Origin of the sequence: Brachybacterium sp. JB7 (genome assembly GCF_003335205.1) — a bacterium.
In the GTDB taxonomy this organism is placed as follows: domain Bacteria; phylum Actinomycetota; class Actinomycetes; order Actinomycetales; family Dermabacteraceae; genus Brachybacterium; species Brachybacterium alimentarium.
The window spans coordinates 108256-129207 of the sequence record NZ_QPGN01000008.1 but is presented as its reverse complement, the minus strand read 5'-3'; the positions used below and the strand labels follow the sequence as shown (position 1 = coordinate 129207).

Below are 20952 nucleotides of genomic sequence, written 5' to 3'. Positions count from 1 at the left end.
CCGGCCGGGGCCGCACGCAGGCGGTACCGTCTCCTGCCATGAGTGATGTGCGCGGATGGGTGGCAGTGACACGCGAGGACGGCGAGACGGTCGGCTACCTGGAGCCCGTGACCGACGACTACGACCTCGTGCAGCCACGCACGCTCCTCGGGCACGCCCGGGGAGCGCCCGTCGACTTCGTGACCGGCGAGCACCTGGTGGCGGAGCTCAGCCTCTCCGAGCTCGCCGAGCAGTGGGTGCTGGATGCGGGCACCGCCGACGAGATCGCTGCGCTGACCATTCTCGAGCTGTCGCCGCACGGTGTCGTGCTCGCCGACCACTTTGCGACCAAAGGCCTGTCCGCTACGGAGAAACTGCACGTGGCATGGCCCGACCTGGAGGAGCGGCTCAGTCGTCGCTAGTGCTCAGAGGTAGCGCTTCACGGCCTCTCGGATCGCGTCGGAGTGTGCATAGATCTCGTCGAGCGAATCGATGGGGTGTCGGGTCTCCGTCTTCGTCTCGTCGAGCAGACCCAAGTATTTCTGCTTCGTGTTGAAGTGGAGTCGTGCGACGGGCTTGCGATTGTTGTCGTCGATCAGGATCGCGAAGTACGACTTCTGGTCACGGTGGACGATGCGATGCGGCTTGACCTCGCTGCACGCGATGGCCTTGACGATCTGGTATCCCTCGAGCTCCTCCAGCGTCGTCTCGATCTCCGTATTTCGATCGAGGTCGTCCTCGGCGGCCTGCTCACTCGTGATCTCGCGAGCGGAGTCAGGCTCGGCAGGCACCGTGACGCCGGCACCGAGAGCGGTCTTGAGCCGGTCATTGACCTGTTCGGTGAGGAACTGCTTGGACGCCTTCCGGACCAGGACGCTGAACTGCTCGCGCACCTTCGCGGTGAACATTCCCTCGTACACGCGGGTGGTGAAGAACCTGGTCCACTCGTCGGACGGCTCTCGGAACTGCGCTGCGATCTCACGCCGTAGGGCGCCGACGTACTTGAGCTCTTCAGCGGCGTTGATGATCGAATCGAGGTCGAAGCTCTCCTTGCTGATCTTCTGGATCTCGGGGATCAGGGTCTCGTCGATGTCGAGAAGATCAAGCACCAGGAAGGGCTTCGAGTCCATCTTGTTCGGCGCATCGAGGTCCGTATAGAACTGCCAGACGACGCCATTGGTGAGCACCGCGAGTCGGGCGTTCGTCGTGCCGAAATATCTGAAGAGCTGCGAGGCGTTCTCGACTTTCAGCGCACCGAGCGCCGCCTTGCACTCGATGAGGAGCTGCACCTCGCCATCCCGAACGATCGCATAGTCGACCTTTTCGCCCCGTTTGATGCCGACGTCGGCAGTGAACTCCGGGACGACTTCGAGCGGATCGAACACGTCGTAGCCCAGGATCGTCGCGATGAAGGGCATGACGAAGGCGTTCTTCGTCGCTTCCTCGGTCTCGATGGCTGAAGCCTGATTGCGCACCTCAAGGCCAGCGCCTCAAGTCGCTCGCTGAAATCCATCGTGATTCCCCGTTCCGTGAGATACGTGGCCTGTGCCATGGTGCGAATCACCATAGTCAGTACGTCGGACTTTTATGGGGGGAACGGCGGCGAAGACCATGACCGGGCCAGGGATGGAGGAGCCACCCACTCTGAGACTCTGCAGGCTCATGGGGCCGCTCGGAGCCACGACGTCGAGCTGCCAAGCGGCAGATGACGATCCCACCGAGCATGACGTGGCGGCCTCAGCACGGCCGGCGCATGTCGAAGCGCTGATCCGCGCTGATCCCGAAGTACGTGGTCGGCCCGCCGCCGCGCAGCACCGGCTCGGCGGCGGCGGTGTCGACGATCCCGTCGACGAGCAGGGACTCGTCCAGATGGACGCCCACCACCTCGCCGACGGTGAACCACGACCCGGAGGCCTCGCCGGTCGCGGAGCGGAGATCGATGATTTGGGTGACTCGGCATTCGAAGGTCGCCGGTGACGCGGCCACGCGCGGCGCGGCGATCTCCACGGACTCAGCCACCTCCACCCCTGCGGCGTCGAACTCGTCGACCTCAGCAGTGGTCGAGGAGGCATTCATCGCCTCTGCGAGGGAGCGGGTGACCAGGTTCCAGGTGAACTCTCCGGTCGCGCGGCAGTTGGCGACGGTGTCCTTCCAGGAGTTGCTGGAGAATCCCACGAGCGGTGGGGAATAGTTCAGGGCATTGAAAAACGAGTAGGGCGCGAGATTGCGGCCGCCATCGGCGCCCTTCGTGCCGATCCAGCCGATGGGCCGCGGCGCAACGATGGCGTTGAAGGGGTCATGCGGCAGGCGGTGGCCCTCGCACGGGCGATAGAAGTGGGTCACGAACGCATCAAAGCACGTCTGCCGGCAGCGCGAACTGCACGGGCCGGCCACCACGCCGGGAACGACGAAGCCCCCTGGCGAACCAGGGGGCTTCGTCTTCACGTGGCTCCGACCGGCGTCGATCCGGTGACCTTTCGATTTTCAGTCGAACGCTCTACCAACTGAGCTACAGAGCCGTGACCGCGAGCGGCCGAGGACCAGAGTAGCAGGGGACCGTCTGTGCTCCCAACCCGATGCGGCCGGTGAGAGGCACGCCACCCGAGGGGATCGCGCGGCGTGCCTCCGGAGGTCAGGAGACCTTGACGAGCGCCTTGCCGAAGTTCTGCCCGCGCAGCATGCCCGCGAACGCCTCGGGAGCGCGGTCGAGCCCCTCGGTGATGTCCTCCGTGTGCTGGACCTGGCCAGAGGCGACCCACCCGCTCATGTCGCGCAGGAAGTCCTCGAACATCGAGCTCACGAACTCGAGCTGGATGAATCCGCGCAGGGTGAGGCTCTTGGACAGCACGGTGCCCATCAGCTGGCCGCTGCGGTCGGGGCCCTCCGGCAGGGAGGTCGAGTTGTAGCCCGAGACGAGCCCGCACACCGGTACGCGGGCGTACGTGTTCAGCTGGGGCAGGACGGCGTCCCACACGGCGCCGCCGACGTTCTCGAAGTACACGTCGATGCCGTCGGGCGTGGCCTGCGCGAGGCGACCGGGCAGATCGGGCGCGCGGTGGTCGAGGGCCTCGTCGAAGCCGTACTCGCGCAGCTGGCCGACCTTCCGCTCACCGCCGGCGATGCCGACGGCCTTCGCGCCGTGGATCCGTGCGATCTGGCCGACGGCGGAGCCCACCGGGCCGGTCGCGGCGGCGACCGCGACGGTCTCCCCGGGCTGGGGCCGGCCGATCGCGAGCAGCCCCGCATACGCGGTGAAGCCCGGCATGCCCAGCACGCCGAGGGCGGTGGTGACCGGGGCGACGGAGGGATCCAGGCGGCGCAGTCCGTCGGCCGATTCGAGGCTGTACTCTTGCCAGCCGCCGTAGGAGAGGACCATGTCGCCGGGCGCGAATCCGTCGGCCGCGGACTCGACGACCTCGGAGACGGTGCCGCCCTCGATCACGTCGCCGACCTCCATCGGGGCCGCGTACGACTTCGCGGAGCTCATCCGGCCACGGACGTAGGGGTCCAGGGAGATGTAGTGGGTGCGCAGCAGCACCTGGCCGGCCGCGGGGGAGGAGACCTCGACCGCGTCGTGCAGGTAGTCGTCGGCGGTGGGCTCACCGTGCGGGCGGGAGCCGAGGCGGATGCGGTGGTTCAGAACAGTGGAACTCATCCCTCGAGCGTAGGACCGCGCCGCGGCGCGTGGCCCGACGGATGCTTGTGAGGGGTCCGACAGCGCGATCGGGAATCAGCGGCGACCTGCGGCAGGCGTCGTCCCGGCAGGGGGAACGGGCAGGCTGACGGGATGTGGGCCGATGGAGTGCGCGGGCCGACGGGATTGCGCGAGCAGACGGAGTGCGGGCCGACGGGGATGCGCGGAAAGCGAAGAAGCCCCGGAACGATGTTCCGGGGCTTCTTCTGGAGGGCGACCCTGACCGGGCTTGAACCGGCGACCTCCGCCGTGACAGGGCGGCACTCTAACCAACTGAGCTACAGGGCCTTGCATGTCTCTGCGCTGCTGCGCTTCGACCTAGATAACTCTACCGGACGTTCTCGGCGCTCAGGACCACTTTCCTTGTGAGCCGCCTCGCACTCCGGCACCGCACGGTCCTGAGGATGCAGAACCGAACCGTACGAGTACCCCCAACGGGATTCGAACCCGTGTCGCCGGCGTGAAAGGCCGGTGTCCTAGGCCACTGGACGATGGGGGCCCGGGCAGTGACTGCCCGACGAAAAGCATACCCATGCCGAGCGCCGGGCGTCTGCGTGATTCCCTCCGATGCGGCGTACGCGACACCATCGGCCATCCGTCGTGGTTCGATGTCGGCATGATCCGGATCAGTCGCGAGGAGTTCGAGGAAGCGGTCGACGACGCCCTCGACTCGCTGCCAGAGAAGATCGCCCGCTCCATCGCGGAGGCGAACGTCGCGATCCTCATCGAGGAGGAACCGCTGCAGGAGCAGGCGCAGGGGACCGAGCTGCTGGGTCTGTACGAGGGGATCCCGCTGGACAAGCGCTCCGTGTTCGACGGCTACGCGCAGCCGGACCGGATCTTCGTGTTCCGCGGGCCCCTGCAGCGGGTCGCCACCTCGCGCGAGCACCTGGTCGAGCAGATCGCGGTGACGGTGCTGCACGAGCTCGGGCACCTCTTCGGCCTCAGCGACGCCCGCCTGCACGAGCTCGGCTGGGGCTGACCGGTGATGGGTCTGGTCGGCGGCTGGGGCTGACCGGTGACGGGTCTGGTCGGCGGACGGGGCTGACTGGCGACTGGGCCCGGCTGACGGAGGTGGCCCGGGCCGGCCGGGACCGGGACCCGCCCGGCTGAGGTCAGGCGCCCGCGTCGGCGTCGAGGTCGCTGAGCCCCGCCTCGTGGGCGATGATCGCGATCTGCACGCGGTTGGTGCAGTCGAGCTTGGAGAAGATCTTCGAGACGTGGGCCTTCACGGTCGCCTCGCTCATGAACAGCCGCATCCCGATCTGCGCGTTGGACAGCCCCGCGCCGACGGCGCCGAGCACCTCCGTCTCGCGCTCGGTGAGCTGATCCAGCCCCGGATGGCGATCCTGGCGGGTGCCGGGATTCGCCTCCGAGAAGTGGGAGAGCATCCGCCGGGTGATCGTGGGGGAGAGCATGGCGTCCCCGCCGGCCACCACGTGCACCGCGCGGGCGAGATCCTGCGGCGGGGTGTCCTTGAGCAGGAAGCCGCTGGCGCCCGCTTCGAGGGCCTGGAACACGTACTCGTCCATGTCGAACGTGGTGAGCATGATGATCTTGGGCGGGTTCGGCAGAGCGCAGACGGCCTTGGTGGCCGCGATCCCGTCCAGCCCCGGCATGCGCACGTCCATCAGCAGCACGTCAGGGCGATGCTTCTGCACGAGCGTCACCGCCTCGGAGCCGTCGCTGCCCTGGGCCACCACGTCGATCCCGGGATCGGCCCCCAGGATCATCGCCAGCCCTGCACGGACCAGGGAGTCGTCATCGACCAGTCCTACACGCGTCACGTCGGCATCGGCCACGGGATCACCGCCCTCACTTCGAAGCGTCCATCATCGGTGGGGCCGGATGAGATCGTGCCGCCGGCGTGCGTCACACGGGTCTCGATGCCCGACAGGCCCATCCGGGCGCCGGGCAGGTCCGTCATGAACCCCTTGGGCAACACATTACTGACCTCGATCACCAGGTCGGTGCCAGGCTCTCCGATCAGTGCCACGCGGGCCTTGGTGTGCAGGGCGTGCTTGTGGATGTTCGTCAGCCCCTCCTGCACCACGCGATAGGCGGTGCGGGCGAGCTGATCGGGCACCGGATCGTCGATGAAGTCGAACAGGTCCACGGAGATGCCCGCCTCCTGCGAGGTGGTCACCAGGCGCCGCACATCGTCCCAGGTGGGCTGCGGAGCCAGGGGAGCCTCCTCGCCGTCTCCGCGCAGCACGCCCAGCACCTCGCGCAGCTCGGACAGCGCCGTGGTGGCCGTCTGCCGGATCAGCCCGGCGGACTGCTGGACCTGCTCGCGCTCCAGGTTCGGGTTCACCTCGAGGGCGCCTGCCTGCAGCGCGACCAGGGAGATCTTGTGGGCCACGATGTCGTGCATCTCCCGGGCGATGCGGGTGCGCTCCGCACGTCGGGCCTGATCCTGGGCGACCGCCCGCCCGGATTCCGCCTGCTCGGCGCGCTGGTGCAGCTGCGCGAGCAGCATCCGCCGGGTCGAGGTGTACATGCCCATCGCCGCGGATGCGGCGACGATCAGCACCACCAGCACCAGCCCCGTGATCCCCGCGGCGCCCGCGGTCCCTTCCACCTGCAGCAGGAGGGCCGGTGTCACTCCGCTGACCACGGCGAGCACCGCCACCAGCAGCGTGCGCAGGCGCTGATGGCTGCGTGTGGCATAGGTGTAGCAGCCGATCACCAGCACGGACAGGGACCAGGCGGCAGCGTTGAGGACGAGCACCAGCGGGAGCAGCCAGGGCCAGTGCCGGTGGCGGAGCACGAGCGCGATGCCCAGCAGCAGGGTCAGGATCGCCTGCCCCACCTCGAGCATGGTGGTGCCGAGGATGATGCCCGCGATCGTCTCCGCCCCGACCACGGCGAGGATCAGCACGTCCTGCCAGGTCCGGCGCACGGGCGCTCCCAGTTCTTCCACGGCGTCACTGTATCGGCGTGCGGGCGGCCGTGACGGTGCAGGGCCCGGTCTGCGCCCGATCATCTGCGGAGGTCGGCCCGCTGGCCGACCCACCCCCGACGGAGGTCGGGGGCAGGTGGCATCGACCCCCTGTTGCGGCCGACGTTCGTCGCACCTCGGCTGGCCCCGCGTCGCTGTCGGGAGGGGCACGGATCCGGGACTCTGGTGCACATGACTTCACAGACCACCTCCACCGCCGCGCGCGGCTCCGTCGCCCTCGAGGTGCGCGGTGTCTCCAAGAGCTATGGCGGACGCACCGTCGTCGATGACCTCAGCTTCACCTGCCAGCCGGGCAGCGTCACCGGCTTCCTCGGCCCCAACGGCGCCGGGAAGTCGACCACCCTGCGCATCCTCACCGGACTCGCCGAGGCGGACGCCGGCCAGGCGCTCGTCGGCGGAAGCCCCTACCGCAGCCTCGAGAACCCCGCGCGCACCATCGGCGTGATGCTCGATGCTCGGGCCCTCCACGGCGGTCGTACCGGCCTGGAGACGCTGCGGCTGACGGCGCGCACCCTCGGGATGCCGGCCTCCCGGGCCGACGAGGTCCTGGAGATGGTGGGCCTCGCGGATGCCGGCCTCAAGCGCGTAGGCGGCTATTCCTACGGCATGCGCCAGCGGCTCGGCATCGGCGTGGCCCTGATCGGCGACCCGTCCGTGCTCATGCTCGACGAGCCCGCCAACGGCCTGGATCCCGAGGGGATCCGGTGGATGCGTCGCCTGCTGCGCTCCTTCGCCGACGCCGGCGGCACCGTGCTGCTGTCCAGCCACCAGCTGCTCGAGGTGCAGGCCACCGTGGACCGTCTGGTGGTGATCGCCCAGGGCTGTCTGGTGCGCGAGGGCACGCTCGACGAGCTGACCGGCGAGGCCGGGACGCGTGTGGGGGTCCTGGACCCCGCGGCGCTGCGTGCCGCGCTGGACAAGCACGGCATCGCCTACGAGCACCGCTCCGGCGACCAGCTCGAGGTCAGCCTCGCGCCCGAAGACATGGGGCGCCTGGCTCTGCGCGAACAGCTCGTGCTCACCTCTCTGGGCGCCACCGATCGCGGCGGCCTCGAGGAGGTCTTCTTCACGCTCACCGGGCAGTCCGAGCCCACTGCGGCCGCTGCGGGCGGCGCGGACGCCCCGGCCTCCGAGCCCGCCGCGACCGCGTCCTGACTCCCGACCCCTCGGGCCCAGGCCGCTCGGCCCGCGCCCGGACCCCACCCCTCCTCGAGGAGACCCCATGAGACCCGTACTCGACATCCGCGCCCACCTCGACACCCGCAGCGCCGCCATCCTGATGGCGATCTCACTGCTGCTGATCGTCGCCTTCGCCGCCCTCGGCGGCTTCGTGCAGCCCGCCGTCCTCGAAGACGGCACCTCCCACATCGACTTCACCGGATTCGTCCTGACCCTCCCGCTGTCCCTGATCATCCCGGTCATCACCGTGATGATCACCGCGGGGGAGTGGTCCGACGGCTCCATCCAGAACACCTTCCTCCAGCGTCCCGGCCGCCTCGGCGTGCTCGGCTCCAAGGTGATCGCCGCGATCGTCGTGGTCGCCGCGCTGCTGGTGGTGTCCTTCGCCGCCGGTGCCCTCGCGACCTGGATCGGCGGCGACCTGATCGGCAACGGCGCCGTCTTCGACTCGCTCGAGACCGTGTTCACCACGCAGCTGGCGTCGCTGGCCGCGACCCTGCTGTTCTCGCTGGCCATGGGTCTCGCACTGCAGTCCACCGTGCTGGGACTGCTCGCCGCGATCGGCTTCCCCTTCGTGATCGCCACCGCGACGGGCATCGCGGCGATCACCGGCTCCGAGACGGTCATGGACATCGTCAGCGCTCTGGATCTGGACACGGCGGCCACCACGCTCGCCGACGGCTCCGGGGGAGCCTTCGAGCTGATCCCGATCGCGCTGCTGCTCGTCCTGCCCGGTGCCTACGGCATCTGGCGCTGGAACCACCGCGAAGTCGGCTGAGAGGACGCGTGGCGCGTCGGCCGGGAGCAGGATCCGGCCGACGAGAGGCCTAGGATGGTCGCGGCCGACGGGCGGCCGGGCCGACGTGGCCCGATCACCTCGGTCATGAGCCCGGCCACCAGGCACGAGCCACGTGGCACGAGTGCCCAGCCCCGCGCCACGGGTCTCGACCAGGGGGCTCGGCCCCCGGGCCCGCCCCGCCCGTTCCGCCCTCAGGACAAGGACACCCCGCATGACATCTGCCGCAGTGCCGCGACGGCCGCTCTCCCGGATCACGGCGGCAGCCGCTGCGATGGTCCTGCTCCTCAGCGGCTGCACCCAGCTCGGCAGCGGCTCCGAGAGCGCCTCCGACGGCGGCGGCACCGACTCCGGCCAGGAGGAGCCGTCCGGTGAGCCGGAGCACCCGTTGGTGGACATCGGCACGTCGGCCGCGGCGGACCTCCCCTCCGATCCGGCGACGGATCCGGACTACTCCTCCTACTACGAGCAGGACATCGAGTGGGGCGAGTGCGAGGACGTCTACGCCGACGGCATCGAGTGCGGCACGCTCACCGTGCCCCTGGCCTGGAACGACCCGGACGGCAAGACCATCGACCTCGCCGTGGCGCAGATCCCCGGCACCGGGCAGGACGACGACTCGCTCGTGCTCAACAACGGCGGGCCCGGCGTCTCCGGCGTGAACTTCCTGGAATCCGCGCCCTATATGTTCTCCCCCGAGGTCCGCTCCTCCTACGACCTGGTGGGCTTCGACCCCCGCGGCGTCGCCCGCTCCGCCGGCATCGAATGTCTCAGCGACGAGGAGACCGACGACTACCTCTCGGAGACGGTGGAGCCGGGAGAGGCCGGCGGTGACGAGGTCTTCGACGACTGGGAGAAGAAGATCGCGGAGTCCTGCGAGGCGAACTCGGGGGACCTGCTTCCCTATCTGGACACCTACTCCGCCGCACGGGACATGGACGTGCTGCGCGCGGCCCTGGGATCCGAGAAGCTCGACTATCTCGGCTTCTCCTACGGCACCTACCTCGGATCCAGCTTCGCGGACCTCTACCCCGAGCGCGTCGGGCACTTCGTGATCGACGGCGCCCTGGATCCGAAGAACACGATGGACGACTTCTTCGCCGGTCGGGCCGCAGCCTTCGAGGACTCGGCCGACGCCTTCGTCCAGAGCTGCCTGGACTCCGGGGAATCCTGCCCGGTCTCCGGCGATGTCGCCGAGGGGAAGCAGCAGCTGAACGAGTTCTTCGACTCGGTGGACAAGCAGCCGCTGGACAGCGGGAACCCGGATCGTCCGCTGACCGGGGCCATCGCCCGCTCCGTGTTCTACATGCTGATGTACAGCGACGAGCTGTGGGACTCGGGCTGGGACGCGATCAGTGCCGCGATGGACGGTGACGGCAGCCTGCTGCTCGCGACCGCCGACCAGTCCAACGAGCGCCTGCTGGACGGCTCGTACCGCACCAACTTCACCTATGCGATCACGGCCGTGAACTGCCTGGACCACCCCTGGATCGCTGATGAGCAGTGGCAGGAGGACCAGGCCGAACAGCTCGCCGAGGAGTACCCGACCTTCGGAGCCCAGATGGGCGACAACGGCTGCGGCCAGTGGCCGGTGCCTCCGCTGCGCGAGCCGGCGGCGATCACGGCCGACGGTGCCGCTCCAATCCTCGTGATCGGCACGACACACGACCCGGCGACCCCGTACCCCTGGGCGCAGAGCCTCGCCGAGCAGCTGGACAGCGGCGTGCTGCTGACCTTCGAAGGCCAGGGCCACACCGCCTACGGCCGCTCCGGCGGATGCATCGAGGAGCAGGTCGATGCCTACTTGCTGGAGGACACCGTGCCGGAGGACGGCTTCACCTGCTGAGAGGCGGGAAGGGAGTGACGGGGATCGCGTCCCGTCGCTTTGCGCCCGTCCTCGTGCGTCCCGTATGGTGAACCGGTCCGGCACGTGACCGGCAGATACGCCGCCTTAGCTCAGTCGGTAGAGCGATTCACTCGTAATGAATAGGTCGCCGGTTCGATTCCGGCAGGCGGCTCCGCAGGCCAGGCCCGGTTTCCTTTCGTGGAGATCGGGCCTGTTTCATGCTCGGGATGCCCATCAGGTTGCCCATCCTGGCAGATGCCCGTCTGGGGATGCCCAACCGTCAGTCCCCAGGTGCACACTCGCCTCATGAACATGAAGGACTGGCTGCGGGACCTCGAGTCCGAGATCGACCGCCGCGTCACTGCCGCCATCCGACGCGGGACGCTCACGAGCTCGGACGAGACCATGGAGTGCCGGGTCGCGCCGAACGGCGAGCAGGTGTACTTCTCGATCCGCGGGATGCTCGAGGACGGTGACGGGTCGCAGGACCCTGGCTGGATGGAACCCGCGTGAGCGACCTCGACCTGTACTTCGCCCACCAGAAGACAGTGCAGACGATCCACGGCTTCACGATCCGCTACCGGCTCGCGCTCATCGGGCCGACGGTAACCGTGGTGCATTCCGAGATCGACGAGTCCCTGCCTGAGCGCTCCGTCCGGATCGCGACCGGTGACGCAGGGCTGGTCGTCGAGTCGGCGTCGTGGATTGACCGGCGCGACGAGCTCGACGCGCACGTCCTCGTCTGGCTGCTTGAGCACATCGACCTCCGCGCCTCACGCCCCCGCCCCGCAGCCCGCCGGTACGACGAGGTGTGGATGAACGCGTGGAGGGAAGCGAACCCGGGCCGCCGATAGAGTCGACCCGACGATGGCACCTAGGAACGACAGCACCAGGAGCGGATTCGATGACTTCTTGGGCCGCATGAACGACACGTGGGGCGAGAAGCCCCGCGAGACTGACGCGCCCGTCAAGTGGAAGTACTGCACCGAGCACACCGACGTGAAGAAGAAGGCGAAGGTCTGGCAGCGCATATCCGCGAAGGGCTCGGAGTATGTCGAAGAGACGAAGAACCCCATGTTCGGGCTCCGGCCGCCGCTCGCTCTGGCGTTCCGCGGGCAGAAGCAGCCTCGGCAGGTAGCCGCGAAGAGTGATGTCATCGAGTCTGTTCGTCGGACCACACCAGGTCTGTCCGGCCATCGGGCTAGGGTTCCGCTATGAGTTTGCTTCGTTCGTCGCGCTGCCAGGACGCGTCTTGGGCACCGCAGATTCTCCACTGGGCGGTGATTGAGGGTGATCGTAGGATTGTCGTTCGAGAGTTCACCGATGCAATCCGCTCCGCGGTCGATCCGCGGCACTTCGTTGATGCAATGGCCGACATCCGCGCGACCCTGGAGACGATCGAGCGTTGCTGTGCGACAGTGCCTGGTGAAGTTGAGCCAGTCGCCAGGGACCAAAACCTGTTCGAGCTGAAAATTAGCTTCAAGACGTGGGGGCTCCTGGTGAGGATCTACGAGACAGAGGATCCACGGCTGCCCGGGTACCTCGTAGCTCTCCGGGCGCACCAGAAGGTCGTCAACGTCTCCCAGCAGGACATCGACCAGATGCAGAACCTTGAGATTGACATTGCCAGCAGACGCTGGGTCAGCGGGCACGCCACCCTGTGGGGCATCGCGGGGTGAGGGTCCCCATCCTGCACTTGCCCCAACGGCGAAGAGATATAGGATCAACCCTATGAACCACATCGACCCCTTCGATGAGCTGTTCGAGTCACCCACCGCCCAGCTTGCACTGCACCTGGCCCGCGAAGATCGCAAGCTCCTCGCGGACCTTGTTGCCATGCGCAAGAGCTGCGACCTCACGCAAAGCGAGCTTGCGGAGAGGATCGGAGTCTCCCAGGCCACGATCAGCGAGTTTGAGCGAGTTGGCAATGATCCGCGGATGTCCACGGTTCGTCGGTACGCTCGAGCGCTTGGAGCAATGATTCGCCACCAGCTGGACCCTGATGGGATGGCGGACGGCTCTGAGGACCTCACTCACTTCGCCTCCTCGGGTGTAGCGACAACGCGTACCGCTGACGCCGTGACTCGCGAGCTAAGGGACCATCCCGTCGCCTTCAAGGGATGGAACTCAACGAGCGCGAAGGAAGCCGTACGTGAGCGTGCCGTTCGGATGGGGGCTCACGCATGACAGACGAACCCATTGATAACCAGCGTGACGCATCTGCGGATCACGATTCCCGGCATGGCTTGAGACAGATGTTCCCGCCCGGTGCTCCCGAAGTTGCGATCGGATCACTACAGATAGGCCGCTCAATGGTTGCCCCGAGTGGTGCGGTGACTGTGCCTGGCGAAGAGGAGCCAGAAGATGGCTTGGACTGGACCATCTCCGGTATCGCCACCGATCAGGAGCAACCACCGATGGCACTCCTGGGCGACCTGTTTGCTCGTCGCGATGGTGTCGTAGTTGGCGTCTCGGTGAGTGCGTCAATCGCGCTCAAGGATGCTGCAGGTGTCCTGACGGAGGATGAGGTGAGCGACCGTACTCAATACCTTGCGCCGTGGGCGACCCACGCTTTGTACGACGTGGCCGCGTCGGAGGCTCGGCGGCTTTTGCTTAGCGTTGGAGCCGATTCGTCGATGATACCCTTGATTACGCCGATTCCTCCCAACGAAACCGCTTCTGCAGAGAATCTGGGCTGAATATACGAAAGCGCCCTCACCCTCCCTAAGGAGGATGGGGGCGCTTCTTCATGCTGATGATGATGCTGATGGCGCTCATCGTCGTCGTGCGTCGCGGTCGTCTTCGTCGTGCTCACGCTCGCACTGGTCTCGGGCCCACAGCGACGGGTAGGTCGCGGTGCAGCCCCCCACTGCCAGTCGAGTCCTTCGGCCCATTTAGGCGTCGGCATCGGGACGCTCTCTCTAGTCAGTGATCTTGGCGACTGCCCGCCACTGTTGCCTCCGATTTCGAGTTATCCGAGCAGGTGGTCGTTGATGTTCGCCGCAACAGGGAGTGGTCGGCCGCAGTCGCGTGAGGAGCGGTCTGTCCTCGTTGACCGGAGCATGGGAAAGATGGCCGCAAAGGGACTCGCCGTCCTTGGCCTCCATCCCGTGTGGATCGGCGAGGTCTACACGAACGACGCGAAGCTTGTGCCCGATGTCGTGTGGATACATGAGGCAGCCCAGCGAGGCTACCCGGTCATCACGAAAGACCGGACGATCTGGGTTAATGTGGCTCTTCAGAGTTGAGTGTGGGGTGAGGCGTCGAGCCCTCCGGTGATGAGGAGCATTCGAAGGCGGTAGTGCTCGAAGTTGCGGAACCCGCGGGCGATGCGGCGGCCGAGTTCGATGACCCCGTTGACGGCCTCCGTGCCGCCGTTGCTCGCCCCGTCGGTGTCGAAGTAGGCCAAGAACGCTGTCTTCCAGCGGCGTAGCGTCTTGCCGAGCCTGGCGATCTCGGGGATCGGGCAGGACGGCAGCTTCTGGATCAGCTGCTCGGCGAGGCGTCGGCCTTGGGCGGGGGTGGGCTGGTGGAACACGTCGCGGAGGTCTTGGGCGCACTGGTAGGCGACTTCGACCGCGACATGATCGGGGTGGGCAGCGAATGCGCTGGCCAGCCGGTTCTGCTGGCGAGACGTGAGGCGTTCGCGCCCCGCGCGGAGAACATGACGGATGCCGTAGAGAGGGTCGCCCTTGCGGCCTCGGTGGCCGAGCGTCTCCTGCTGGATTCGGCGGCGAACGTCATCGACCGCAGCGCCCAGATCGGGAGGCGGGTGGGGCGGTTCGCTGGCGCGCTGGAGTGGTCCTCGAGCCCAGCCTCACCGTGCTCGCGGAAGCGGCCGACCCATTTCGAGAGCGTGGTGCGGGCGATGCGGAACTCGGCTGCGACGTGCGCGATCGGGCGGCCGGAGTCGACGACCTGGGCGACTGCTCGCTGTCTTCCGACGACGGTCAATGGGGCATTACGGTGGTGCATGGAACGGGCCTCCTGCTGCGAGATGGCTGTCTAGACACCACCCATCGTGCAGTCCAGGGGCCCGTTCCTCCATCCCCTACGCGGTGTCCACAACGTCATGACCCGCAACACCTAGGACCTGCACGCCCTCGAACCTGGACGGATCGCCTGCGGCCTGGGCCAGGACGGGCTGGACCTGGGTCCAGAGCGTGTTCCAGGTGGTCCCGAGCTGCCGGGCCAGACCCTGGATCGTCGCACCCTCGCGCCGGAGCTGACCGACCGCCCACCGGATCGCGCGCGTGCTCAGCAGCCCCCTCGGCGCGCAGACCCGGGGGTCCTGCTCGGCGAACGAGACCACCGCGCAAACGTCCTCGAGGCAGATCCAGCGGCGCTTGCGCCACCGGATCCGCACCGGCCTGCCAGCCCAGGGCGCATCGATCATCTCGACCATCACACGGCCGTGACCAGTCGCGACGACCCCGCAGCCAGGACAGCCCGCGACCGGATCGCAGGACTCCACCTCGAGCAACAGGCCCGATGGAGCCTGCGTCACCGCGACCAGGTGAAGCCCGGGGAAGTCGACCAGGACATCACATCGGTCGCAGCGATCAAGCGCGTCAGGGCATACACAACTATGGTTGAGCATCGTCGAGGTCCTTGAGATCAGCGGGGGTAGAAGTCCGCTCATCATCGAGGACCTCGACGTCTATCCCCAGCTATCCCGCGCCACCGGCGCGCCCACACTCAGCTCTGAAGAGCCGTTAATGTCGAAGAGGTTGAGGCGATTAAGAACCCTGGTGCGCAAGTTTTCGTGATCGGCGGCGGGCAAATTGGGTCCGTCGCGATTGCGCTCACTCTGGGAAGGCATTTCCTAACTGTGCGGCGCAGGATGCACGTACTGGTGGCTGCCTTTGGGTGCTACATGAACTCAAGCCCATCGACAAGCGCCACGAAACTGCGCGGGCGCGCTCAAGGCGTGGGTAAGAGGCTCTGATCTGTCTCTGCGAGTGGCTATGGTCCGGACATGAAGCATGGCCACGCCACGGCCTCGACCTACCACCCGTGGCGGATGCTCCGCACCGACTGGGCTCATGTAGAGCTCGAGCACACCGACGACATCCCGTGCGGCCGCCTCGCGGACACCAACGGCATTGATCACATCCGTATGCGGCGCCGGCTGTACCAGGTCGAGCGTCGGTGCGCGCTCGCCCATGAGCTGATCCATCTCGAGCGTGGAAACACGGGGGAGTGCTCGCCCGCGCTGCAGGCCGAGGCGAGCCGCGAAGCGGCCCGATGGCTCATTCCCTGGGAGCAGTTGCTTGCTGCAGTGCGATGGTCTCGAGGTGAGTCTGAACTGGCGGACGAGCTGTGGGTGACCGTGCCCATCCTGCGAGCCCGTACAGGAGCACTCCGGGCCGTCGAGCTCATGGAGATCGCGTTCGCCGTCCACGACGCGCACTACATCATGCCGGGCGACGAATAGGGCTGTGGAGCGGGCGACCTCCATTTTTCGCTGAGGGGACTGCGCCACACCGCTGGTCACGGATCGGTCTCGCCGGGAACGAACGTCGGACACGTGTGCGAATCTTCAATCATCCGCACCTGAGCCTCGAAAGGACTCCCGCCATGAAGTGCACCATCAGACTGCTCGTTGTACCTGCCGCCACGATGCTCCTCCTTGCGAGCTGTGGTGCCAACGACGAGGCGGTGCCCGCTGAGGGCACTGCTGCACAGGAAGCCTCCCAGGTCGAAGACGAGGCCTTCGACGTAGAGCAGGCTGACGAGTCCGAATCCTGGCCCATCGTTGAGGACGAAGATGGCAGCGTTGTTGATCCCGATGATCAGCTCCTGAACGATGGCGGGGACGAAGCGGGCCAGGGGAACGTGACCAGTCTGGAGTTCGGTGATGAGAACTTCGAGATAGACATGGATGCTCTCACCGCCGGTGTCTACCCGTCCACGGGGAGCTACTTCCTTGAAGGGTCGACGGGGGTTCAGGCCATTGCCGAGATCGGCGCGGAGGCCCCGAGTGAGTTGGAGGCCATGCGCGAGAGCCTCGGGGCCGATCCTGTCACCTATGTCCGCTTCGACGTCGACAATCGGAACGGCACCGAGGAGATCGGTATGTACGAGCTGACGATGTACGACGCAGCTGGTGAGGAGTATAGATTCTCCCCGATTACGGACACGTTTAATGACTGGGGCGAGGGTATTGACGGTTACAGCAACGAGCAGATGGATCTCTCCGATGCAGTCGACGACGCCGGTCTGGGCGGAAATGCTTCGGTCGGCCAGCGCAACGAGCAGTGGCTGATTGGCCCCAGTGAGTTGCCTGACGAGGTTTCCGTCATGCATACCCAGGCGGAAGGTTTTGCCGACGAGTTCTACCCCCTGCCCCTGCTCTGAATACCGAGCAGCCTGACCTCAACGCATTCAGCCTGGATGCTCCTGCAGCTATCGAAGCATGAGAGAAGCCCCCGACGCCGTTATGGCGTCGGGGGCTTCGTGGTGCGGGCATCTGGGTGACGTGCACCAGCAAAGCTCTCGAAGTCACCGTCGGCCCGTTGAGCAGCGGCCTGCTCCTGGATTGGCTCGCTGCGTTGTCGCCGAGCTGATCAGAAACGCAGGAAGCGCCCCGCCCTCCTGGAGGGCCGGGGCGCTTCCTGCGCGGAGAACTTCGTGTGTGCTCCGCCCGACACAGCGTGCGTTCTCCGCCCGACACAGCGAGCGGGCTCCACCCGACAGAACGACGTGCACCGAGTCCTGCGGGTGGGAATGAGCGGGTGGAGGGGAGCGGCCCGAGCGGACGACGAGAACGGAAGGAAGGGCCCGGAGGCCGACGGTGAGTACGATCGTCGACACGATGCCGAGGGAGGCTCATCATGTGCGGACGGTATGTGCTCGAGGTCGGTCTGAGCATTGTCCGTCAGGTGCAACGTGGGCGAGTCTAGGCAGTCGCAGGTTGCCACGTGTAGTGCCCCCTGCGCCTCAGGGGTCCGATTTCAGCGGATCCGGCGTCCGCATCAGATCTCACTGTTTTCACGTCGCTACTGCGATGCTGGCGGTCTCCGCTCGTAGCCGAGGGCAGTGATGCGGTGTGTTGACCTCTAGCTCATGTCTACTCGTGCCGAGCGGTTGCGCTCCGGATGATGGTTCTGGCGAGGTCGAAGGCTACGAAGGCGACGAGGGTGACTCCGAGCAGGGGGAGTGCGAGGCCGAAGACTGCGGCGATCGCGATGAGGATGCCGTAGGCCGCGGTGGTGTCGACCCGGCGCCCGGGAGCGGTAGGAAGCCCGGTACGCGGTGGCTTGGGGCGGCGTCGCCACCACATGCGGTACCCGATGACGATGAGCGTGATGACGGCTCCTGCGATGGCGATGAGCAGGAGCTGGTTGAGCCAGCCGAAGAGGATGCCCATGTGGAAGGAGATGCCGGCTTCGGCGAGCTTCCCGGCGACGGGCCAGTCGGCGAAGCGCACGGTCTCGACGACTGTTCCTGAGGCGGGGTCGATCGCCATGGAGTCCTGCTTCAAGGGCCAGGACCTCTGCACCTGGGAGACCACCCACGCCCCTCCGTCGTTGCTCGGGGTGATCGCCACCGGGTCCGTCAGGCCCTCGGCACGGGCCACGTCGAGCACGCTCTGCGCGGTGGCAGGGACCTCCGCTTCGGCGACCGGGGTGGTGGTCGCCGCCTCGGAGGAGAGGTAGGGCGTTGACCAGCTCAGGCTCTGACGCAGCGCGCTGAAGTTGCCGCCCGCGAACTGGGACCAGGTCAGTCCGGTGGCGGAAAGGAAGAACAGTCCGATCGCGGCCCAGACGCCGATGGTGGCGTGCAGGCTCATGGAGCGCTGGCGCTGCGGTCCTTTCCGCTGGGGAAGGAGGTATGCGCGGGCGGTGCGGGCGCGGACCTTGCGGGTGACCCAGATGATGAGTCCGCTGAGGGCGAGGACCCACAGCCAGCTGGCGGCGACTTCGCTGTACCAACGGCCGGCGTCACCGAGATGGAGGTTGCGGTGGAGATCGTCGAACCAGGTCCGCAGCGGCAGCCACTCCCCGAAGGTGTTCAGCACGCCAGTCACCTCCCCGGTGTAGGGGTCGACGAAAGCGGTGAGCTGCCGATCCTCGCGAGCGGAGGGGGAATCAAACGTGACACGAGTGGTGGACTCGGAGTCCTTGGGCGGGCGGATCTGCGTGATCGTGCCGTCGGTGACCTCGCTCTGCGCGGCCTCGATCTGCTGCGCCAGTGGCACCATCTCTGTGCCCGCTGGGGCGCTGGCGTGGAGTTCCTTGTCGTAGACGACCTGTTCGATCTGCGGGGTCAGCGCATAGAGGATGCCGGTCGCGGCGGCGACGAGGAGGAACGGAGCGATGAACAGCCCGACGTAGAAGTGCAGGCGGAGGGTGAGCTCTCGCAGCTCGTCGCGCAGCCGGCGCGGACGGGAGGTGTTGCCTCCGGTGGGGCGGGGCGGGGCTTGGGTGGCCATCAGGTCGGGCCTTTCGCGGTGACGGGGAGGTGGCGTGAGCTGAGCTCACATGAGGGCGAGCATGAGCGCCATGCCTGCGGCCATGAGGAGGTGGCAGGCTGAGTGGGCGCGGTGCGCCGGATCGCGGAGAAGGCGCACGAGCCACCACACGGCGATCACGGCGCTGAGCACGACGGCCCCCCAATTGACTGCCTCCGCCCAGACGGGGGTCGGGGTCATCTCCATCGCCATCTCGTCCCCGGTACCGCCGCCGTGGTGTCCGGCGTGCGCATCGGCGGACCCGCCCATGTCGTGGCCCATCAGCAGCGGCATCGCCAGCAGCATCCAGATCATCGCGGCGTTAAGAATCACGTGGCTGACCACTGCGACACGCTCACCCACGGCGTGGACAGCGGGTAGGCCGAGCAGCATCACAACACCAAAGAGCGCGAAGAGGGCGACCTGAATCCACGTCCCGGCCGTGCCGACTGGCCGCCACACCATCAGCAGCATCGCCAGGCTCATCACGAGGTGGTTCACGTGCACTGCCGTCGCTATCGGCCCATTGTGGGAGGCGTGCACGGACCCGGTAGTCACTGCGGCGGACGTGCGATGGCTCTGCGCGAGGTGCAGTGCGCAGAGTACGGCCGTTGCGAGGAAGATGGCGGTCAGCACGAAGGACCAGGGAGACTCAATCACGATCCCGAACTCTACACGCAGTAGAGCTCGCGAGGTGTGGCGCATCGACCGGGCTGCGATACCGTGTGGCACGCTGCAGGCATACAGAGAACGGGAAGCGGTGGGGTCGTGGCGGGTGTGAGATCTCGGTCTGCCGGCGCACTGGAGGCTCTGGTGATGCGCGCCTTGTGGACCGCCGCCGCACCACTTAGTGCCAGCGCGATCCAGGCGACCTTCGATGACCCCGCACCCGCCCAGACCACGGTACTCACAGTGCTGTCCCGACTCGAGACGAAGGGGATGGTCACCCGACGAGCCCTCTCGCCCCGGCGAGTGACGTTCGAAGCAGCCGTCAGCAGTGCGCAGGCGCACGCCGCAGACATGGTCGAGGTGCTCGAGGATGCACAGGACCGCGAGGATGCGCTGATGGCCTTCACTGACAACCTCTCCGAGGCAGACCTCGATCTGGTGATGGATGCGATCACCTCACGGCGCTCTCACCGGGAACGATGATGATCGGGGCGATCGTCGGGACGTTGGTGGCAGGACTCGCCGCCGTCCCGCTCTCGGCGTGTCTTCTCACTCGTGGGGGGTGGCAGGTTCGTCGTCCACGTCGCGCGCTGATGGCGTGGGCTCTGGCCGGCGCGCTGGGGTTGGTCGTGACGATCGTGGCCGTTCTCGTTGCGGCCGCGCTGTCGCTGTCGACGAGCTCTGCTGGCGCCCCGATCGAGGGGCTGGCCCTGACGCTCATCGCCTGGGCCGGGCTCGGAGGTCTTGGTATCGCGGGGTCCCTTACCCAGCTGCGCCGGGTCGATCTCGGCGAGGAAGATGACGATCGGCCAAGCATCACCGAACTGCTCTCCCGCCGGCGGACAGACTCCTGGCAGATGGGCACCATCACCGTCGTGGAGATCGAGGACCCGCGCTATGTGGCCGTGGCTATACCGGGCACGCCGTCAACGATTTTCGTCTCGCGCGCTGTCCAGCACGCACTGCCGCCCTCCTACCTATCCGCTGTTCTCGCCCATGAGGCAGCGCATCTCAGACAGCACCACACACTACTGAGGAGGCTTGGAGCGTGGCACACGGCGTGCTTGCCCAAACGTTCCGGCCTGCGAAGAGAGCTCGCTTCACGGATCACGCTGCTCACCGAGCTGGCCGCGGATGACGCTGCAGCCTCGAAGGTAGGTCCGGCCCACCTGCGGGCGGCCCTGGCCGCTCTCAACCGCCTCACCCCCTCCCGCGAGCTCGGAGTTCGCGCCGCTCGAGTCAGCGCACTCCACCCACAGCACTGCGCGCCGGACGCCTTGCCGTCTTCGCGCACCCCAAGCGGACATCTGCGCCCCGAGCATCGCTGAGTGGCGCACGGGAGACGTCCGCGACATCGCGACCTGTCGCCCCG

The 20952-nt window shown here is 67.1% G+C and carries 23 protein-coding genes, 4 tRNA genes and 3 pseudogenes; 17 read left to right on the top strand and 13 right to left on the bottom strand.

Translation table 11 applies throughout. From position 1 onward, the window contains the following. The first annotated feature begins 38 nt into the window (after nucleotides 1-38). Nucleotides 39-401 (top strand): hypothetical protein, encoded by a 363-nt coding sequence (locus CIK81_RS11575; RefSeq protein ID WP_141393709.1) that lies wholly within the window; start codon nucleotides 39-41, stop codon nucleotides 399-401. A gap of 3 nt (nucleotides 402-404) precedes the next feature. On the opposite strand, the pseudogene CIK81_RS11570 reads toward CIK81_RS11575, so the two are convergent. The 6 genes and pseudogenes from CIK81_RS11570 to CIK81_RS11545 form a co-directional block, all read right to left on the bottom strand. After that, nucleotides 405-1492 (bottom strand): annotated as a pseudogene (locus tag CIK81_RS11570) (type I restriction endonuclease). A gap of 224 nt (nucleotides 1493-1716) precedes the next feature. Next, on the bottom strand, nucleotides 1717-2322 hold the full coding sequence (locus tag CIK81_RS11565) for a flavin reductase family protein (protein WP_096165114.1): 606 nt from the start codon (nucleotides 2320-2322) through the stop codon (nucleotides 1717-1719). A 103-nt stretch (nucleotides 2323-2425) separates the two neighbouring features. Continuing rightward, a tRNA-Phe gene (locus CIK81_RS11560) sits at nucleotides 2426-2498 on the bottom strand. Between the two features lie 113 nt (nucleotides 2499-2611). Continuing rightward, the gene (locus CIK81_RS11555) at nucleotides 2612-3634 is read right to left on the bottom strand and encodes an NADP-dependent oxidoreductase (protein WP_096165110.1); all 1023 of its coding nucleotides are present in this window, start codon (nucleotides 3632-3634) and stop codon (nucleotides 2612-2614) included. A 253-nt stretch (nucleotides 3635-3887) separates the two neighbouring features. Then, nucleotides 3888-3961, bottom strand: a tRNA-Asp gene (locus CIK81_RS11550). Between the two features lie 138 nt (nucleotides 3962-4099). Then, a tRNA-Glu gene (locus CIK81_RS11545) sits at nucleotides 4100-4172 on the bottom strand. A 117-nt stretch (nucleotides 4173-4289) separates the two neighbouring features. Here CIK81_RS11545 and CIK81_RS11540 point away from each other — a divergent pair. Then, nucleotides 4290-4655, top strand: coding sequence for a metallopeptidase family protein (locus tag CIK81_RS11540; RefSeq protein WP_096165398.1), 366 nt, complete (start codon nucleotides 4290-4292; stop codon nucleotides 4653-4655). Nucleotides 4656-4788: 133 nt separating this feature from the next. On the opposite strand, the gene CIK81_RS11535 is transcribed toward CIK81_RS11540, so the two are convergent. Beyond that, complete coding sequence (locus CIK81_RS11535; protein WP_096165395.1) at nucleotides 4789-5460, bottom strand: response regulator transcription factor; 672 nt, start codon at nucleotides 5458-5460, stop codon at nucleotides 4789-4791. After that, the gene (locus tag CIK81_RS11530; protein ID WP_241964133.1) at nucleotides 5457-6596 is read right to left on the bottom strand and encodes a sensor histidine kinase; all 1140 of its coding nucleotides are present in this window, start codon (nucleotides 6594-6596) and stop codon (nucleotides 5457-5459) included. Before CIK81_RS11530 ends, CIK81_RS11535 begins: the two co-directional genes overlap by 4 nt. A gap of 210 nt (nucleotides 6597-6806) precedes the next feature. Here CIK81_RS11530 and CIK81_RS11525 point away from each other — a divergent pair, with 210 nt between their 5' ends. The 11 genes from CIK81_RS11525 to CIK81_RS18020 all read left to right on the top strand — a co-directional run bounded on the left by CIK81_RS11525 (nucleotide 6807) and on the right by CIK81_RS18020 (nucleotide 13704). Then, the gene (locus CIK81_RS11525; RefSeq protein WP_096165107.1) at nucleotides 6807-7790 is read left to right on the top strand and encodes an ABC transporter ATP-binding protein; all 984 of its coding nucleotides are present in this window, start codon (nucleotides 6807-6809) and stop codon (nucleotides 7788-7790) included. Nucleotides 7791-7857: 67 nt separating this feature from the next. Further along, nucleotides 7858-8592: an ABC transporter permease gene (locus CIK81_RS11520; protein WP_096165106.1), complete on the top strand. Its 735-nt coding sequence runs from the start codon at nucleotides 7858-7860 to the stop codon at nucleotides 8590-8592. A gap of 232 nt (nucleotides 8593-8824) precedes the next feature. Then, a complete protein-coding gene (locus CIK81_RS11515; protein ID WP_096196251.1) occupies nucleotides 8825-10456 on the top strand; it encodes an alpha/beta hydrolase in 1632 nt (543 codons plus the stop codon). 99 nt (nucleotides 10457-10555) lie between these two features. Beyond that, nucleotides 10556-10628 (top strand) — tRNA-Thr (locus CIK81_RS11510). 134 nt (nucleotides 10629-10762) lie between these two features. Further along, nucleotides 10763-10969: a hypothetical protein gene (locus tag CIK81_RS11505; protein WP_096165095.1), complete on the top strand. Its 207-nt coding sequence runs from the start codon at nucleotides 10763-10765 to the stop codon at nucleotides 10967-10969. Continuing rightward, nucleotides 10966-11310, top strand: a complete 345-nt coding sequence (locus tag CIK81_RS11500) for a hypothetical protein (protein WP_096165092.1) — start codon at nucleotides 10966-10968, stop codon at nucleotides 11308-11310. Before CIK81_RS11505 ends, CIK81_RS11500 begins: the two co-directional genes overlap by 4 nt. A gap of 67 nt (nucleotides 11311-11377) precedes the next feature. After that, a complete protein-coding gene (locus CIK81_RS11495; RefSeq protein ID WP_096165089.1) occupies nucleotides 11378-11674 on the top strand; it encodes a hypothetical protein in 297 nt (98 codons plus the stop codon). Continuing rightward, nucleotides 11671-12135, top strand: coding sequence for a hypothetical protein (locus tag CIK81_RS11490; RefSeq protein WP_141393708.1), 465 nt, complete (start codon nucleotides 11671-11673; stop codon nucleotides 12133-12135). Before CIK81_RS11495 ends, CIK81_RS11490 begins: the two co-directional genes overlap by 4 nt. 52 nt (nucleotides 12136-12187) lie before the next feature. Beyond that, complete coding sequence (locus CIK81_RS11485; RefSeq protein ID WP_096165082.1) at nucleotides 12188-12643, top strand: helix-turn-helix domain-containing protein; 456 nt, start codon at nucleotides 12188-12190, stop codon at nucleotides 12641-12643. Beyond that, entirely contained in the window at nucleotides 12640-13155 is a 516-nt protein-coding gene (locus CIK81_RS18025; protein WP_141393707.1) for a hypothetical protein, read from the top strand. The genes CIK81_RS11485 and CIK81_RS18025 overlap by 4 nt, the downstream gene beginning before the upstream one ends. Nucleotides 13156-13449: 294 nt before the next feature. Then, the gene (locus CIK81_RS18020; RefSeq protein WP_141393706.1) at nucleotides 13450-13704 is read left to right on the top strand and encodes a hypothetical protein; all 255 of its coding nucleotides are present in this window, start codon (nucleotides 13450-13452) and stop codon (nucleotides 13702-13704) included. On the opposite strand, the pseudogene CIK81_RS11480 reads toward CIK81_RS18020, so the two are convergent. The 3 genes and pseudogenes from CIK81_RS11480 to CIK81_RS11470 all read right to left on the bottom strand — a co-directional run. After that, nucleotides 13695-14207 (bottom strand): annotated as a pseudogene (locus tag CIK81_RS11480) (transposase); the annotation flags it as partial. The gene CIK81_RS18020 and the pseudogene CIK81_RS11480 sit on opposite strands and share 10 nt — an antisense overlap. A gap of 29 nt (nucleotides 14208-14236) precedes the next feature. Beyond that, nucleotides 14237-14431 (bottom strand): annotated as a pseudogene (locus tag CIK81_RS11475) (leucine zipper domain-containing protein); the annotation flags it as partial. 76 nt (nucleotides 14432-14507) lie between these two features. Next, nucleotides 14508-15098, bottom strand: a complete 591-nt coding sequence (locus tag CIK81_RS11470) for a transposase family protein (protein WP_241964132.1) — start codon at nucleotides 15096-15098, stop codon at nucleotides 14508-14510. Between the two features lie 336 nt (nucleotides 15099-15434). Between CIK81_RS11470 and CIK81_RS11465 the strand changes: the two genes are divergently transcribed. Together CIK81_RS11465 and CIK81_RS11460 are read left to right on the top strand one after the other, a co-directional pair. Then, the gene (locus CIK81_RS11465) at nucleotides 15435-15893 is read left to right on the top strand and encodes an ImmA/IrrE family metallo-endopeptidase (RefSeq protein WP_096166902.1); all 459 of its coding nucleotides are present in this window, start codon (nucleotides 15435-15437) and stop codon (nucleotides 15891-15893) included. 143 nt (nucleotides 15894-16036) lie between these two features. Beyond that, nucleotides 16037-16816 (top strand): hypothetical protein, encoded by a 780-nt coding sequence (locus tag CIK81_RS11460; RefSeq protein WP_096166903.1) that lies wholly within the window; start codon nucleotides 16037-16039, stop codon nucleotides 16814-16816. Between the two features lie 712 nt (nucleotides 16817-17528). On the opposite strand, the gene CIK81_RS11455 is transcribed toward CIK81_RS11460, so the two are convergent. Both CIK81_RS11455 and CIK81_RS11450 read right to left on the bottom strand, forming a co-directional pair. After that, nucleotides 17529-18893 carry a PepSY domain-containing protein gene (locus tag CIK81_RS11455; protein WP_114312390.1) on the bottom strand — a complete coding sequence of 455 codons (1365 nt, stop codon included), beginning with the start codon at nucleotides 18891-18893 and terminating at the stop codon, nucleotides 17529-17531. Between the two features lie 45 nt (nucleotides 18894-18938). Continuing rightward, nucleotides 18939-19643 (bottom strand): DUF5134 domain-containing protein, encoded by a 705-nt coding sequence (locus CIK81_RS11450; RefSeq protein WP_158542009.1) that lies wholly within the window; start codon nucleotides 19641-19643, stop codon nucleotides 18939-18941. Here CIK81_RS11450 and CIK81_RS11445 point away from each other — a divergent pair. Both CIK81_RS11445 and CIK81_RS11440 read left to right on the top strand, forming a co-directional pair. Beyond that, nucleotides 19608-20063: a BlaI/MecI/CopY family transcriptional regulator gene (locus tag CIK81_RS11445; RefSeq protein WP_346218057.1), complete on the top strand. Its 456-nt coding sequence runs from the start codon at nucleotides 19608-19610 to the stop codon at nucleotides 20061-20063. The genes CIK81_RS11450 and CIK81_RS11445 overlap by 36 nt on opposite strands. Continuing rightward, nucleotides 20063-20908, top strand: a complete 846-nt coding sequence (locus tag CIK81_RS11440) for a M48 family metalloprotease (RefSeq protein ID WP_158542008.1) — start codon at nucleotides 20063-20065, stop codon at nucleotides 20906-20908. The genes CIK81_RS11445 and CIK81_RS11440 overlap by 1 nt, the downstream gene beginning before the upstream one ends. The last annotated feature ends 44 nt before the right edge of the window (nucleotides 20909-20952 follow it).